Annotated in this window: 16 protein-coding genes; 1 reads left to right on the top strand and 15 read right to left on the bottom strand. The window is 37.2% G+C overall.

Features of this window, described 5'->3' with window-relative positions; translation table 11 throughout:
* Window positions 1-151: 151 nt before the first annotated feature.
* The 14 genes from GYA49_01275 to GYA49_01210 all read right to left on the bottom strand — a co-directional run bounded on the left by GYA49_01275 (window position 152) and on the right by GYA49_01210 (window position 15,040).
* The gene (locus GYA49_01275) at window positions 152-715 is read right to left on the bottom strand and encodes a histidine phosphatase family protein (protein NMC35654.1); all 564 of its coding nucleotides are present in this window, start codon (window positions 713-715) and stop codon (window positions 152-154) included.
* A gap of 324 nt (window positions 716-1,039) precedes the next feature.
* Window positions 1,040-2,137 carry a redox-regulated ATPase YchF gene (ychF, locus tag GYA49_01270; GenBank protein ID NMC35653.1) on the bottom strand — a complete coding sequence of 366 codons (1,098 nt, stop codon included), beginning with the start codon at window positions 2,135-2,137 and terminating at the stop codon, window positions 1,040-1,042.
* 39 nt (window positions 2,138-2,176) lie between these two features.
* Complete coding sequence (locus GYA49_01265; GenBank protein NMC35652.1) at window positions 2,177-3,151, bottom strand: hypothetical protein; 975 nt, start codon at window positions 3,149-3,151, stop codon at window positions 2,177-2,179.
* Window positions 3,152-3,245: 94 nt separating this feature from the next.
* Complete coding sequence (locus GYA49_01260; protein ID NMC35651.1) at window positions 3,246-4,427, bottom strand: MFS transporter; 1,182 nt, start codon at window positions 4,425-4,427, stop codon at window positions 3,246-3,248.
* 113 nt (window positions 4,428-4,540) lie between these two features.
* Window positions 4,541-4,735 carry a helix-turn-helix transcriptional regulator gene (locus GYA49_01255; GenBank protein ID NMC35650.1) on the bottom strand — a complete coding sequence of 65 codons (195 nt, stop codon included), beginning with the start codon at window positions 4,733-4,735 and terminating at the stop codon, window positions 4,541-4,543.
* Window position 4,736: 1 nt separating this feature from the next.
* On the bottom strand, window positions 4,737-5,138 hold the full coding sequence (locus GYA49_01250) for a hypothetical protein (GenBank protein ID NMC35649.1): 402 nt from the start codon (window positions 5,136-5,138) through the stop codon (window positions 4,737-4,739).
* 12 nt (window positions 5,139-5,150) lie between these two features.
* The gene (locus GYA49_01245) at window positions 5,151-5,585 is read right to left on the bottom strand and encodes a hypothetical protein (GenBank protein ID NMC35648.1); all 435 of its coding nucleotides are present in this window, start codon (window positions 5,583-5,585) and stop codon (window positions 5,151-5,153) included.
* Between the two features lie 217 nt (window positions 5,586-5,802).
* Window positions 5,803-5,994, bottom strand: a complete 192-nt coding sequence (locus GYA49_01240; protein NMC35647.1) for a hypothetical protein — start codon at window positions 5,992-5,994, stop codon at window positions 5,803-5,805.
* Between the two features lie 133 nt (window positions 5,995-6,127).
* Window positions 6,128-7,036 carry an AmmeMemoRadiSam system protein B gene (gene amrB, locus GYA49_01235; GenBank protein ID NMC35646.1) on the bottom strand — a complete coding sequence of 303 codons (909 nt, stop codon included), beginning with the start codon at window positions 7,034-7,036 and terminating at the stop codon, window positions 6,128-6,130.
* A 14-nt stretch (window positions 7,037-7,050) separates the two neighbouring features.
* Complete coding sequence (locus GYA49_01230) at window positions 7,051-12,174, bottom strand: hypothetical protein (protein ID NMC35645.1); 5,124 nt, start codon at window positions 12,172-12,174, stop codon at window positions 7,051-7,053.
* A gap of 64 nt (window positions 12,175-12,238) precedes the next feature.
* Window positions 12,239-13,726 (bottom strand): cysteine--tRNA ligase, encoded by a 1,488-nt coding sequence (locus tag GYA49_01225; GenBank protein ID NMC35644.1) that lies wholly within the window; start codon window positions 13,724-13,726, stop codon window positions 12,239-12,241.
* A gap of 209 nt (window positions 13,727-13,935) precedes the next feature.
* Window positions 13,936-14,457, bottom strand: coding sequence for a hypothetical protein (locus GYA49_01220; GenBank protein NMC35643.1), 522 nt, complete (start codon window positions 14,455-14,457; stop codon window positions 13,936-13,938).
* A gap of 153 nt (window positions 14,458-14,610) precedes the next feature.
* The gene (locus GYA49_01215; protein NMC35642.1) at window positions 14,611-14,757 is read right to left on the bottom strand and encodes a hypothetical protein; all 147 of its coding nucleotides are present in this window, start codon (window positions 14,755-14,757) and stop codon (window positions 14,611-14,613) included.
* A gap of 118 nt (window positions 14,758-14,875) precedes the next feature.
* On the bottom strand, window positions 14,876-15,040 hold the full coding sequence (locus GYA49_01210; protein NMC35641.1) for a hypothetical protein: 165 nt from the start codon (window positions 15,038-15,040) through the stop codon (window positions 14,876-14,878).
* Window positions 15,041-15,175: 135 nt separating this feature from the next.
* Between GYA49_01210 and GYA49_01205 the strand changes: the two genes are divergently transcribed.
* Window positions 15,176-15,901 carry an rRNA pseudouridine synthase gene (locus GYA49_01205; GenBank protein NMC35640.1) on the top strand — a complete coding sequence of 242 codons (726 nt, stop codon included), beginning with the start codon at window positions 15,176-15,178 and terminating at the stop codon, window positions 15,899-15,901.
* 4 nt (window positions 15,902-15,905) lie between these two features.
* On the opposite strand, the gene GYA49_01200 is transcribed toward GYA49_01205, so the two are convergent.
* Window positions 15,906-16,355 (bottom strand): hypothetical protein, encoded by a 450-nt coding sequence (locus GYA49_01200; GenBank protein ID NMC35639.1) that lies wholly within the window; start codon window positions 16,353-16,355, stop codon window positions 15,906-15,908.
* Between the last annotated feature and the right edge of the window lie 28 nt (window positions 16,356-16,383).

The following is a 16,383-nucleotide window of genomic DNA, read 5'->3' as shown; positions in this document are numbered from 1 at the left end:
ATCTTTATCAAAAATAAAAGTTGCTTCGTATTGCATAGATGTTCCTTTAATAACAATAATTAGGCTTATTTTAAACTAAATTTTGCCCAAGCGAAATAACCTTTGAATTATAACATTACATTGAGGAGAAACAAGGAGAAAATGAAAAGGTTTAAATCTTCTGCCAATCTAAAATCAGTTGCCAAGTTTTTGTATCAAACACAAAATAGCTACCAAGGCTTTTTTGATCTTCCGTTTGAGTAATCGAAATGTTTTTGATAAAGCATTTTAAAAGCGCGCCTACTCCCCCATGAGAAGAAATTAACATATTTTGATCTGGATGTTTTTGGGTTATTTGTTTAACAGCTTTGACAATCCGAGCTTGTGCATCAATAGCTCTTTCCCAACCCAAAATACTTTGATTAGGTCTGTCAAAAAACTGTTTAACTGTTGTTTGAAATTGTTCTGGTACTAAATAACCAGTAGCACTACGATCAATTTCACCTAAGTCTTGTAAATATTTAATCTCTAAATTTAAGACACTGGCAATAATTTGAGCTGTAGTTTTGGCTTTGACTTCACAACTTGAATAGATAAAGTTGATTTCTTTTAAAAAATCATTTTGACAAAATAGTTCAACCCGCTTTTTACCTTCATCTAATATATCCCAATCTGGAATAGGAATATGAGAATCAATAATTACTTCGGGATGAGTTAAGAAGTATATCTTAGCCATTTAACTAATTGCTCTTTTAAAACATGCGCCAGCTAAATCAAGCTTAAAAGTTAAAGGAAAACCAAAACTGACCCCGAGCTTGTCGAGGGGGAATTTTGGAAGGTGTTCCTAACTTTTAAGCGCAGTTATTTACTGGCAATGTTTTAACGAGCTGTCTTTTCTTTTTTATCCTATTTTTTATTTGGACAAGCAAAGAAAAAATAGGAATAATCTTAACAGATCAAAGATGAGTTTTATTTCCCAATCGCAAATTTTTACCCCGCTAATTTTGCTTCTGAAAGTAGAGGCAGTATGCCCTTTTTCAGAAAGAAATTTGTGGGGCCACTACTTCCCTATGGCAAACTCTATAACGTCTCCATCGACAACGATATAATCCCGACCTTCTTGCCTTACTTTCCCTTGCTCCCGGCAAGTCTTCCAGCCACCCAGCTCTACAAAATTTTGCCAGGGAACGACATGGGCTTTGATAAATTTTTTGGCAAAATCGGTATGGATAACGGCTGAAGCTCCAACCGCTGAAGTGCCTTTAGTAATCGTCCAAGCCCGGGCTTCAATTTCACCAGCAGTTAAGAAACTGATTAAATCCAACACCCTGTAACTAAGTCTAGCCATCTGCTCAATCCCCGATTGTTCTAGGGATAATTCGGCCAAATACTCTTTTTGTTCAGTTTCTGATAATTGGGCCAATTCTGCTTCCAATTTTGCGCTGATAAAAACTGTCCGGTCAGCAGGTAAACCGTATTTAGTAGGATCTTTTTTTTCGGGTTTTTTCAAGTCAGCTTCAGCTAGGTTGATGGCAAAAATCTCGGGTTTAATAGTTAGTAAACATAGGGGTTTTATAAGCTCTATTTCTTCATCATTAAAGCTAGTAGTATTTAACATCTCTCCTTTATTTAATATTTCTTCTACTTTTTTTAAAACCTGCTCTTTTTGCTTCTTTTCCTCCTGGCTTCTGCTCTTACTTTCCTGAGCTCTTTTGACCGTTTCCATATCTTTCAATATGAGCTCTGTCCTGACCGTTTGCAGATCTTCAATCGGATCCAGCTTGCCGGTAATTACCACATCACTATCGGTAAATGCCCGCAGCACATGGCAAATAAGATCTGCTTCTCTGATATTGGCCAAAAACTTGTTACCCAAACCTTCACCCTGAGAAGCTCCTGCCACCAGTCCGGCAATATCTACAAATTCAATCGTGGCATAGCGCCGCGGGACGCTATTGGGAGTTAGTTTAAGCTGGGTTTCCACAGTTTGAGCCAGGCTATCAACCCGCTCATCCTTAACCTCAACAATGCCCACATTGGGCTCAATGGTGGCAAAGGGATAATTGGCTGCCAAAGCCTGCTGCTTTTTAAGTAAGGCGTTAAAGAGTGTGGACTTACCTACATTTGGTAATCCGACAATTCCGACAGATAGTGACATATGAAGAGTATTGTAGCAAAAGCTACCTAATATTAAACTTTAAACAGGCACCATCAAAGCAAATCCCTCGGCTTGCCTACCTTCACGAACTAGCTGGCTAATATAGTTTTGAATCCTTTCTAAAGCGCTTTTTCTGCTTTTTATAGCTTGAGGATTTCGAAACTTATGCAACAATGCTTGGAATTTTCCGGCTCCTTCAGGTGCTGTAATATTAAATAGTTCCACTTCATCAGTTACAGGATTTGATTTGATTTCATAACATTCAATCTTACCTTCTTCATCTTCCCAAATAAGATCAACTGCGTGTAGAGTATCTTGTTCTACTGTTGGCAATTTAAAAGTGCCTTGTCCTTTTTTTTGCTCATACAAGTACAAATAGGCTCGTAAAGCAGCCAATATTCCTATAGGAAAATTCTCCATAGCTCGACCTTGATAAGCTTTTTTAAGATCATAGTTTTTAAAAATATTAACAAATAATCCTTCCAATTCATCTTGGCCAAGGTCAAATTGTTGGTGTATTTTGATGAAAAAATCAGCAAATTCAATATTAGCTTTTGCTCCTAAATTTTCTGTGCTAATTTCTTGTCGTCCACCTTCTCTTTCTAATTTCGGATCAACTGCTTCACATAAACGGTATGTAGAAGTAATAGCTTCTGAAAGCTCCACAATAATAAGCAATTCATTATGACTTATCTCTTCTGGATTAAGTCCTTGTCTTTGTAAAGTTACTCTTGCTTGAGTATATTTTTTTGTTCTCCTTTCCTCAGCTATTCTTTGCTTGGTAGGTAAACTGCTAATATTTTTTTCTTTTGGAGGATTCATTAAAGCTCTGCATAGTTCAATATTCTGACTCAGTTTGTCTACTCCTCTATGTAGAGGTAAATTATTCAAACCAGCTAAAACTGCATCGCATAAATTAGACACTTGCCTATGCAACATAGCTGTTTCTGGCGAGTGGCCAGCACTAGTTGCTGTTTGAAAAGCAGGTAAAGTAAATGCGGTTTCAGCTACCATATAATTACTTTAACATGTATTTTTTATTTTTCGCAAAAAACCACCATTATTGTAGTAAAACAAATTAAGAAGCAAGTTTGTCTTAAAACATAATTTACAAATTCACCGGTTTAGCCGCTTTTTCTCCCAGTTTTTGTGAAGCCAGCAAGGCAAGACCGATCATCAATCCAGACAGCAGAAAAACCGCATTAATTGAACGTTCAGCAATCACCCCAGCCAGGAGTGGTCCAATGATTTGTCCTAAAGATGAATACGACTGGTTGATCCCCATAATCCCACCCTGATCCTCTGCTCTAGTACCTTCAGAAAGCAGTGAGCTAGTGACTGCCAGCAAGGGCGCACTCACTATAGAATAAAAAACAATCACAATTAAAAAAGGAATCAAACTATGAGTCAGACCCAAAAGACCCATAACAATGGTGCATAATAGTAATGAAACTTGGAGGATCAGTTTTTTATTACTCACCTTATCTAGCAAAACTCTAATTCCAACTCCTTGGACAATAATGCTAGTTAGGCCAATCAGGCTAAAAATCAGGCCAATAGTGGTAGTATCAAGTTTTAGCTCATCCACAGTAAACGATTGAAAACCAATCACCCAACTGTTTTGAGCAATAGTTGCCAAAAAGCTAACCAGCAAAACAGTACCAATAACCGGAGCAGATAAGGTTTTGATCATAGCTTTAAAATTGAAAAGTGGCTCACGGCTGGCTTTACCCTGATTAGTATTGGTTTCGGTCAAAAAGGCTAGGCCTAGTAAAACTCCAAGCAAGGCTAGTCCAGCTGCAAACCAAAACGGGGCCGATAAACTGATTTTGCTCATAAAACCGCCAATAGCTGGCCCTAATAAAAATCCCACCCCAAACGAGGCTCCTAAAATTCCATAAGCTTTGGTCCGTTCTTTACCTTCTTGGGTGCTATCAGCAATCACAGCTTGAGCAACTGAATAGTTGCCACCTGTTACCCCATCTAAGATCCTGGATAAAAATAGCATGGTGATATTTTCTGACATAGCAAATAAAACCAAAGACAAACTACTTCCCAGCAAGCTAATGAGTAGCAATGGTTTGCGACCATAGCGGTCAGATAGCCGGCCAATAATTGGAGTTGCTAAAAACTGAGCCAAAGAAAATGAGGTAATCAGCCAGGACAGTTGCAGCGGCCCTACTCCAAAACGCTCAGCAAATGGATACAAAAGTGGAATAATTGTCCCGTAGCTGATCGAGTTGACCAGCATAACAACAGATAGAAAAATAAGAGCTTTACTGTTTTTCATAATTTTGAGCCGAAAAGATAATTGTACTACTTTTTGAGATTTATATAACAAGGGATAATTGCAATTTACAAAGTGTACAAGCAATTTATGAAGACAAGATGAGTTTTATTTTTTTACTCTTCAAACTCAAACAATTCGTCAATTGAAGTTTTAAGAGCTTCCGCTACTTCATGTGCCAATTTGAGTGATGGATTGTACTTACCTTGCTCTAAAAAAACTATGGTTTCCCGCCGCACTCCCACGGCTTCAGCTAAGGCTTCTTGAGTCAGATTGTATTTAGCTCGAAATTCTTTAATCCGGGTTTTCATATTATTCGACATCTCCTTTACGATTGAGCCAAATTTGGAAACCAACTCCAGTCAGGCTCATAGCAGATAGTAAAATTCCTAAAATTTGATTAATAGTAAATTGAGCCAGATTCAGTTCATCAATCCAAAATAAAATAGCAAGCAGTATGTAGGTAATAGTCCAAGAATAGGTCAAACCTTGACGGCTGATTTTAAGACTTCGTTCATCTTTAATTATTTTCCCTTTATTTTTAACCCAAGAGATAGTTGAAATTAAGATTAAGATAAACCCAATATTACAAATCGTTAGAGCACTTGTTTCATTTAAACCAGTAAAAAAACGCAACACAAGGCCGAGAAAAAGGAAAATTGTTCCAATAGCTATTCGAGTAAGATATGCTTTTTTCGTAATTATTTTCTCCATACACTCTCCTTTTTATAAATTTTTATCTTTTAAAACCAGATTAGAAATTGACTTAGCTAAAACCCCAGCTGTCAAAGCTATTACTAAAAACCAATCTACCTGAGGAGCTTGTTGCAAACTACTTACAATCAATTGATATAAAATCCCAATAATTAAAGCTCCCATCATTATCCAAGCTGCATTACGTTCTGCTAAAGCTTCAATCTTGTTTTCTCGCTCATCACTGGCAGAAACTTTAATCATAACTGGAATCAGGTCAATCAGTAGGAATAACAACCAGAGAATAGTCCCAATTAGGCGGATTTGATCCGACCAAACTGGTAGAGACTGAAATACAACAAAAGGCACAGTTACTGCAGCCATATAAACCCAAGCCTGCCAGGTTTTAGGGCTCACTCCCCAACCACCATATTTACGGCGTTGAAACCATTGTGTTTTAGCAATCATAACTTATGTCATTTCGAGCTTGTCGAGAAATCTTATAAAATAAATTCTTTTCAAACCCGAACTAACAGTTTTAAAGTTAATTATTTATAACTATTTGTTAGAAATATATAACATTTAATGTAAATTGTCAAATTAACAAAATTTAAGAGAGGTTAAAAAAGAAAAAAAGCCCATTACGGGCTCTAAGAAGTCTGGTTTCTGTGTGGTAACAAGCCACTTAATGAAGGCTAGCGCGACGTAAACCCTCTACTTGTTCTACTGCTCGCTTTAATGTTTCTTGTAAAGCTTGAGTTCGTTTATACAGCCAAATTCGTTGACCTGCATTTTTGACTTTAGCTAAGTTTGCTTGTAGTTTCTTAATTTCATTAAGTTCTAGTTGGATCGCTTTAATAAGATTTGTTTGTGTCATAAATATCTACCTCCTTTCTTATAAGGATATTTTGTGGTTATTTTTTAAAAAACAGAAACCACGTTTAAAGGAGCAATCTTGCTTAGTATAGCAAACACGAATGAAGATTAGATGAAGAATTGTACTCAAGCTTTTAGTAGTACAAAATGCTAGCATAGCTAGTACCAGCCACATTGGGCTGATTATATAACTCACCAGAATTTGTGTTTTGCAGTACTCTGCTTTGACTCGCTCCTAAGCTATCCATAAGACTAACTAAGGTAACAATGCATACTGGACTATCAAGATAGCGGTTATCAAGGCTCATGAGCTCATTGTAGTTTTTTTGTTTGATTAATCTAAGGGTCAGCTGGTCATTGGCAGCAGCATGAGCACTGTCTAAATTGTGCGAGAAATCAACTGAAGCCACAACTACTGTTTTTTGATTTGTTACTAAAGCTAAATTAGCTATCAAATTTTCTAGTTCTTCTTTTGATAAAGTAGCGCTCAAAACTATCGGCACAACTTTAGCTTTTGGTAAAAAAGTGGCAATATAAGGCATGAGTCCTGACACTGAATGTTCATTATCAATCACAGTTTCGTCAGGAGTCACAACTTCATTTTTAGTTAATTTTTCAATGATTGCTATGTCTGGCTCCACTTGCCCAACCGGACTTTGCCAGGCACAAGCACTGGTTAAAATTTTACTTTCACCTGTTTCATAATGATTGGGACCCAATAAAATCACTGTCTCAATATCTTGCCCACCTAAAATTTGAAAAAACTCAGCTAAAATCTGACTAGCCAATAAATGATGAGGAATAATCCCTCCTCTTATATTGCTTAATACACTAGCTTGTTCTCTCGATTTATTGGCTTTAATTCCCTCAAAAAAAAGTTGGGGCTCAAAAAAACGGACTTGGTGCACGCAAGTAATTTCCTGTTTACTTTGACTTGCACCCTGGACTGCTGGTTGAACAAGTGGATGAGGTTTAAGACTTAGATATAAGGCAAATAAAAAAACCGGAAGAATGCTAAAAACTCTCAACCGCTGTAATTTCATAAGTGATCATATAGCTAGATATTGTTATCCGAATTTTCTTCTTCTTTCTGTTCTTCTTTTTCTTCGTGTTCGAAAAAGACTGCTTTACGAGCTCGGTGTTTTTTGTGTTTTAAGATATAAGCCCCAACAATACTAACTATTCCTAGAAAAGTTAAAATTCCGGCAATCATTTTTTTTGAGAGCTGAACTGGCATTTTAAAGTTTTCCCAATCCTTGAGTTTGATAAGAGCGGCTTTACTAAGATCAACTTTAGACTCAGCGGCAATGGTAATGATTTCTGAGCTAGTTCGGGCATTGATTTCTGGCGCATACATTAAAGATGCTGTAGCCGGTGGAGTTAAAAATTCTCCAGCACTGACCGCTCTTGCCTGATAAGTATAGGTTGTAGTCCCTGACCTGACGTGGTAAAGCGATAAGATCATGCCATTTTGAGTCACTTCTTTGCCAGCATAGTAGCTATCCTGACTGCGTTCTTGGTTTTTAAAGTTTTCATTGATAGGAATCAAACCGGCTGGCAACTGATCTTCAATGACTCCATAATATTCTTCTCCTGCCAAACCTGATAGCTCTAATTTAACAGTCACGACATCTCCAACTGCCAAATTGTATTGTGACCCTTTCTGATTTTCATAGCTTCGAGTCAGTGTCAGACTATTGCTGCGAGCCTGAGTTTTAGGATCAGTATGGAATTCTTTATACACAATGGTGCTATAGAGTTGGCCACTTCCATTTTGAACTATGGCTAAATCAGAGCCGCCTTTTTTGATAGCTGCCAAATCCAGCTCTATGTCCGGAATAGTTTGACTTGGACTGCTAACTTGGCCAGAACTTAAAGTTTTGCCATCTAAGTTTATTTGATATGTATAGTTTGGTGTAAGCTCATTGCTAGTTTGTGCTGCCATCATCACCGCTTCAATAACTTGATTGGTAGCAAAGGTGTTGGACCAGTAATAATTATGTCGTCGTCTGGCTAAGTAGCGTAATCCTTTTTTAATTAGATCCTGATCTCCATTTGCCTGGATCAGTGCTTTTATAGCTAAGGCTGTTGAAGCATCCGTTGAAGCAAAATATTTTTTAGAGCCTGCTTGCCAAAAAACCTCTTCTCCTTGAGTTTGAGCCATCTGCTCTAAAGCTTTAGTTGCTTTGGCATTAGGCTCATTATAATTTTCATAAGCCATAACTGCTAAAGCTAGTATGTCTGGGGTCATATTTTTAAAATCAGTTACCACATCTGGAAGATTACCTAAAAGGCTATTGCCATAAAACTTAGCACTTTGCTCGGTCAGGTCAGTAGGCTTAGAGTCCGAAGCAAAATAAGACTTGGCATTTTCGATCATGCTTGGTTCGACCGTAATCCCAGCTTTCTGGGCAGCCAATAAGTGTTCAACTACATAAGCTGAGATAAAATAATTGGAACTATCGTTGTGCCACCATCCCCAACCACCATCATTATGCTGGTAATCTTGCAAGCGTTTCAGCCCCTGCTCCAGTGTTTTATCAATCATGGTTCTTTTTTTCTCCAAAGTGCTGGCAAAAATATCTGGGTACGTTTTAGCCACAATCGCTGGTACGATTGAGGAGGTAGTTTGTTCACTGCAACCATAAGGGTAATGCAGCAGATATTCCATTGCTGTAGGCAACATCCCAATAAGACTAGGTGATAAAGAAACAGTCACCGAGCTTAAACTTTGATCAAGATCATCATCTAGAGACAGCGTAAAATTACTATTCCCCTGACCTACCTGACCTCTGGTATCTAAAAAGCCATAACGCCAGATAGGTAAAGTTTGTACCACAGTATCTGAGGCTTTGAGATTATCTGGATTCCAGACTGAAAAAGTCAATTTTGATTCTGGAGTAATCTGTTGTGGAATCAGATCCCAAGCCAGTTTTTTACTTTCATTAGCTTTCAGCAAAATACCAGAGTAAGTTGCATTTTTAACAGTTCCAGCATCAAATTCTAAATCGACCATAAACTTTTGTTCATTTTCGGTAAAGTTTTGTACTAAAGCATAGACCATAGCTTTGTCTCCAACTCGTAAAATATTAGGTAAGGCCGGTCTGACAATCACTTCTTTACTGACTATTAGTTCTTGTGTATTTTGGCCAACTTGTGTAGCCTGAGTTGCTCCGACCGCAGCTACGACCCAAGTAGTCAAATTATCAGGTAGTTTGAAACTGACACTGGCTCGACCACTCTCATCTGTTTGCACAGTTGGATTCCAATAGGCTGTATCTTTAAAGACCGACCTGGCTTCACCTTTTTGGTTATGAACCCAAACCCCATCAGCAAAATAAGTCTGATAATGATCAACGCTGAGGTTATAAACCTGAATTTGATCACGAATAAATTCAATTGATCTAACAGTTTCTTCTTTTCCTGTATTGCTAAGTAATTTACTCCCAGTTTGCAAATAAGAGGCTTCCTGCCAAGTTCCATTGATAAAAAGTTTATGATTGGGAGTTACCTTTAAATGGTTATTGACTAGCAAGTAGCCGGTTTCGGTCACATGGTGAATCCCGCTGACTTGAGCTTTTACCAGATTGTGATCATTCTCACTAGTTCTGGTTAAAATCCAATCATCAGTCTTAATATCTTCAATTGGTTTTTCTGTCCCATCTGCCATCAGTACTCTAGTCCCAGCCCCAAAACAGCCTCCACCTCTTTCTGCAGTGGAAACATAAATGCCCTGAAGTGAATGGGTTGAGCTGGTAGTTTCATAGCGTTCATGCCAAAAAGTGTCAAAGATACTGCCTAGATTTTCATCAACTAGCTCGAATAAAGCTTTATCTACTGCCCAAACAGTAAGCTCAGTTGAAACCGGACTACCACCGATATCAGTTGTGCTGAGATTGAGATTGACGGTATCACCAGGACCATAGCGATCTTGGTCAGGAGTCACTGTAACCAGCAGCTGTTTACTCCGAGTCGAAACCACTAGTTTGGTCGAGTTTTGGTCTAGAGCTTCATCTGAAAAACTGGAAGCCGAAGCAAAGATATTAGGCATATCACTATCTTGCAATGGCAAAGTTACTACCCCACTCTCTCCTTTAAGTGAAACTACTTGATAGCGGTGCACATAATCTCTCTCAAGTGAGAGAAAAACATCTCTGTTAGGAATACTGGAGGAAATAGTTAGCTGAGCTGTCTCTGAAGGAAGATAGTTTTCTTTGTCAGCTAAAATTGAAATTTTGTTAAAATTATCTCCATAAGAAACAAAACGGTCTTGCTCTGACACATAAGCATAAAAGGTTTTATAAACGGTATTGCCTCGGTCATCTTTACCTGAAACCTTAAATTCATATGAGCCAACTTTACTAGGAGTCATAACTAGCTCTGCTTCCCCATTACTATTAGTTTTAGTAGTAATCGGATCCAGGTTTTCAGTTTCTTTGCGATAAGATGGAAATTTTTCACCATCGACATTGTAGGAAATCCACCAATTACGTTTAATCGTACTATTAAGCGTAATGTTTGCAAGATTAGCTCCAGATTTATTGGGTTTTAAAACAATAGGAATAGATAAGGGTTTCCCTAAAGCAATAGCTACATCTGAGCGTTGTCTATAGATATTAAATTCTCCTTTGCGTACTAAAATATTGTGTTGGGCTACCGCCGGATCTCCGGAAGCATTGGTATATTCTGCCCGAATTGAGATGACCTGACTTTTTTCTCGGCCATACGTTTGGGCATTTAACTCAATCTCGGCTACTCCATCAGCATTTAAAGTGACTACTCCACCATCTACATTATCCCCATACCAAGAACCATAGCGGAAATCATCACTAAACTGACCAGCATATTCGTTGTAATAGCTATATTCCCAATAATCAGCGGTTCTAATCGTATATTTTACCTTTTCACCAGCCAATGGCTGTCCAGAAAAATAACTACCAGAAATAGCAAAACTGCTTTTATCTCCAGCAATTAATTCTTGTTTTGGAGTTGAAACAGATAGACTATATTCTGGTTTACGAAAATATTGCACATCAAACCAAGCAGTAGAGGTATTAGTAGCGGCAGTTGAAATAGTCAGGTGATAAGATCCTATTTTGGCATTTTCTGGTAAGGTAAACTGACCATCAATAGAACCTTGGGCGCTAATGCCAATTTGTTTTTCAAAGATCAAAGCATCATCTCCCCAATCATCATAGAGCTTGACTGTAGCTATACCACTCGGCACAGTGTAAGAGGCATCATCGTCATCTCGGATAACTGACTTGAAAAAGATGGTGTCGCCAGGTCTGTATAAAGGCCGATCAACAAAGGTAAAGTAAGTGTTTACTTGAGACTTAGGAGCAAATTGTTTCCATGAGCTACTGTAATAGGCATTGAGATTATGAAGATTGATAGGAACCACTGCCAAACTTCCGCCTGATCGAACTACTGCAATATCAACATCTGTTCCAGTTGGGGTTTGAGCAATACCTTCACTAGAAATAGTTGCTTCAGCTATTTGTCTCACTTCACCTTGAAGATTGTAGATTGTCACTTCTCCACTACTAATACTTCGTCTGCTACTAAAATCTTGTCCCCAAAATAGCAGCTCATTATTGCCCTCTTTAGTCAAAACTCCAAATTTAGACCGGACAATAAAGCCACTTACCACTTCTGAACCATTGCTAATTTTTACCAGCCAAATACCTGATTCTTCTAGCGGTAATAGGATTTTACTAGATTCAGCATTTTTAACAATTTCGTAATCAAACTGTTTGACTAGCTCACCATCTCCTGGATCAATATTGGGATTGACCTGTTTGCTCTGGTAATCAGAAACCGTGTAATTAAGATAGTGCAGCAATTTATCTATGTCACTTTGATACAAGCTAACTTTAACTTGGCCAGCATAAGAATAACTATTGATTTTAATTTCTGGCTCATCTACTGAAGATAAGGCAATTAACCCGCCGCCGCCAAGCGTATTATCATAGTTCATAATTTGCAAAGCCGGCGTACTCTGTCCTAAAACCTGAGGTGTTTGTCCAGAATTAACAGCATTCTGAGCTGTGTATTTGTTTACTTGAGAAGGTGTAAACATCCAATTGGTAAGAATAACAGCTGGAATTAAGAGAGTAACAAAAAGAGCTAATTGAAGCCGAAATTTTCGGTGAAGCTGGGCAAGGTGGTCACTTTGCATACTATGATTAAGTATAGTAAGAAAAGTAAAAGCAAATAAAGTAGGAATTTAAACTAATTTAATCTTATTTGACAATTACTTTCCCTTCTTCATCTTTAATCTCTAAATCTTGAGTGGCTAGTGTATTCCTAATCTGATCAGCTTTACTCCAATCTTTTTGCTCTCGAGCTACTTCCCGCTCATCTAGGGTATTAATCACATCAGAAGGCAGTTTTTTTTCTGAAACAATTGTAATTTTTGACATTTTGCCTTTATATTTAAATTTAATCTTCTTTTTTTTAGTTCTTTCTAAAAATTTTAATCCTAATACCTCATCCCAATTTAGTAATAAATTATATTTCTTCTCATTATCTACACTATTATCGCTTATTAACTTCCAAATTGTTGCTAATAATTCTGGAGTATTAAGATCATTTTCTAAATTATTTTTAAATTGGATATTATATTCTGATTCAACCTCTTTACGAATACTTTTATATTTAAATTCAAGTATTTTTTTAATTAACCTTTCATATGTAATTCTAGCGTTTTCCAAACTCTCCCAGGTAAAATTTAGAGGCTGACGATAATGACCTGTTAAATAAAAATAGCGTAAGTGTTCGGGCTTAAAACCTTTTTTTTCTAGATCTGTCAAAATATAAGCATTACCCAAGCTCTTGCCCATCCGTCCCCCATCAACTTGTAAAAAGGCTCCATGCATCCAGTATTTTACAAATGGTTTTTTACCGGTAGCACACTCGGATTGAGCTACTTCATTGGGGTGATGAGTGCTACGTAAATCTTCCCCGCCAATATGGATATCAAATTGATCGCCCAAATGTTTTCGACTCATGGCACTACATTCAATGTGCCAGCCAGGAAATCCCACTCCCCACGGACTATCCCACTCCATATGACGGCGCGAAGCGACGTCATCCTGAGCCTGGTCAAAGGATCTACCTTTAGGGTAAGAAAATTTCCATAGAGCGAAATCTCGCGGATCTTTTTTCTGGGGATTTGGCTCCACCCGAGCTCCTTCTCTCACCTGATCAATATTGGATAATTCTCCATAAGTATTGCCCTCAGTCTCATATTTACCCACGTCAAAATAAATCCCATCATCAATTCGGTAGGTCATACCTTTAGCTTCAATTATTTTTACCAGCTCGATTTGCTCAGCAATATAGTCAGTAGCTCGGCAAAACTCCTTGGGTTGGGTCAGGTTTAGTTCTTTATATCCTTTTAAAAAGTCATCGATGTAAAACTGGGCAATATCCCAAGCAGTCTTTTTTTCCCGATTTGCTGCTTTTTGGAGTTTGTCTTCGCCAGTATCTGCATCGCCTAAATTATCTCCAGTTAAATGACCTACGTCAGTAATATTCATAATATAGTTTACGTCGTAACCTAAATACTTGAGGGTGCGAACCAGAAGATCTCCCAAAAAATAAGTTCGCCAATTGCCAATACTGACATAGTTATAGACAGTTGGGCCACAGGTATAGACTCCAACATGTGGCGGGTTAATAGGTTGAAAGTCTTCAAGCTGACGAGTTAAGGAATTGTAGATTTTCATAGGTCTATAGTACTTTTATTAATACTGTTTGAAAAGTGATAGTTTACTAACAAAAAACCTCCGTTTCAGGAGGTTTACAAAAATATGTTTTCAAAAAATTCAACAAAAAAACCTCCCCTGTACATAAGAGTTGCAACAACAAAATAATGAAAAATTTTTTGTATTAAACATAAAATTATTATAACAGAACTTTTACTTTTGATTTGCTCTCATCCCATGATTTTCCCCTGTTCACCACTTCGGCTTTGAGCGCTACCAGGTAAACGGATTGCATCGTCTTGCTTCTTTTTCTCTTCAGCTTTTTTCTGCTCTTTTTCCCAAAGTTCTTGTTTTTCTTCCTGATCTCGAGCTACATCTGTTCCTTCTTGCTGTCCAACTTCATAAGCATCAAGTTGTTGTTTCTTTTTGGCCCGATATTCCTCTATATCTTGTTGAATTTTTTGGTAAGCATTACGTTGTTCTTGAGTTCGTTGTTGTTTAAGCTGTACCAATTCCTCATTGCTCATTTGCGAGAGAGGCAAATTCTTATAATCTGAAATTCCATAAAGATCATTGATATATTGCTGACGTTGACCCTGACTCATACCTTGAGCCTTCTGAGACAAATCTTGTTGCTGCTTTTTTTGTTTTTTGGCTTGCGAACCACTAACTTGAGAAATGCCTTCAATTCCCACTTCAGAAGGAACATCACTAACCTCTTTTTCAAACTCATTTAAAAAATCATTAGGCATAGAAAACCTAGAATAACTAGGCTATATCCATGCTAACAAAGCAATCATCTAAACTCAATCAGTTATCTAAGTATTAATAATAAAATAGCGGCAATCAAAGCCATAGTTCGGAATGTAAAAAAGAGCCAAACTACACTTTTATAAAGCTCATCATCAGTTAGCATGATTAGCCCTCCTCACATACATCGTTTGTCTGGCTAAAATTCGTTCCAACCGCTCCTGCCAAGCCTGCAATTCTTTTTCCAATTCTGTAGGTTTATTTTTTTGCTTTTGATGATCTAGCCTATTACGTTTATTCATATGTTACGCATGGCTAGATAGCTTTAGTTTGCTATAATGACAAAATCACACCAAAGCTCACCTAGCTGCGGAGTGTAAAGCAAACCCATGCGCCGTCCAAAGCCAGTGGTTTGCTTTTTTAATTACTTGATAATTTAAGTGGTCTAATGCCAATTTTTGCTAATTGTCTTTTAATTTCATCAATTTGTTCAAGCTCGCTTTGAGTTTGAACTGTTGACCGATCACTTGGCAAAACTGCTTCTCCCTGAGCAATACCAGCTTCTGGCACTGCAGCCTCAACCACTTCAGCTCTTTCTTTACTTATTATGTTTTTTCACCTCCTTTCTATTTTGTCCATCAAAAAACCCATGCGCCGTCCAAAGCTTTTGTCTGATACAATTCTAAAATAGATTAGTATAATTAACAATTCATATCGGATATGAATCAAAACATTCGTCTTAATAAATACTTAGCTGGACTTGGAGTTGCTTCCCGTAGAGCAATTGATCAATTGATTGAGCAAGGCAAGGTTTTAGTTAATGATAAGCAGGCTGTTGTTGGTCAAAAAATTGATCCTAAAACTGATAAAGTCTTAGTTAATGGAAAACCTGTCGATCAACAGCCAGAGCTGGCTTATTTTCTGTTTCATAAACCTAAAGGTATACTTTCAACAACTAAGGACACTCATTTTCGCAAAACAGTTTTGGATATGGTCAAAGTCCCTTATCGCCTTTTTCCAGTTGGCAGGCTAGACAAGGATTCAGAAGGCCTGATACTTTTAACCAATGATGGCGAGCTAGCTTATAAACTGACTCATCCCAAATTTCATGTTCCTAAAACTTATCATGTCACTGTTTTAGGTCGGGTTAATAGCCATGTTTTGCAAAATCTAAAAAGCGGTGTTGATTTAGAAGATGGTAAAACTAAACCAGCTCAAGTCAAAATTCTGTCCCAAATTCCTCACCATACAGTTTTGGAAATTGTTTTATATGAAGGCCGTAAACGGCAAATCAGAAGGATGTGCTCTGTTCTCCATTTACATATTTTACGACTAATTAGAGTTAAAATTGGGAATTTAGAATTAGGAGATATAAAACCTGGGAAATTGAAACGGTTAAGTCAAAAAGAAGTTTATAAATTAACTGAATTTAATAGTGAAAACTAAAGTTTTATTCTTTTAAATACTTTTTTGCTTTCAAACCTTTAATTACTGGATAAAAATCAATACTTTTTAACTCTGGCTTTTCTAGATAATATGTAAGTTCAGAAACCGTAATAAAAGAGTCAGTTAAAGAATCAATAATGTTATGGTTATCAATAGGAAGTTTGAGTTTTTTAAACTCAGCAATAGATTTGAATTTACCAAGATCAAATATAGCATCAGTTGCTTCAATTAGTTGGTAATAATCTATTTTAATTTTGTAAAAAAGTTCAATAATTTGTATAAAGATTAAGCCCCACTCCCTTAAAGTTAATTTAGAGATTGATTTATTTAGCACATTTTTCACGATTAAATTAATGTTCAAAGGCTTGCTTTCTATTATTTTTGCTTCTTTGGTGGAAAAATCAAGCCAACTCTGATCTCTATTTTCTAATGACCTAAAGCATTTTTGCATCATATTCCGTAGATATGATCTATACTTACCT

The organism is Candidatus Beckwithbacteria bacterium, assembly GCA_012797845.1.
In the GTDB taxonomy this organism is placed as follows: domain Bacteria; phylum Patescibacteriota; class Microgenomatia; order UBA1400; family UBA1449; genus JAAZOH01.
Note: the sequence above shows the minus strand (reverse complement) of the source record. Positions and strands in the feature narration are given on the sequence as shown.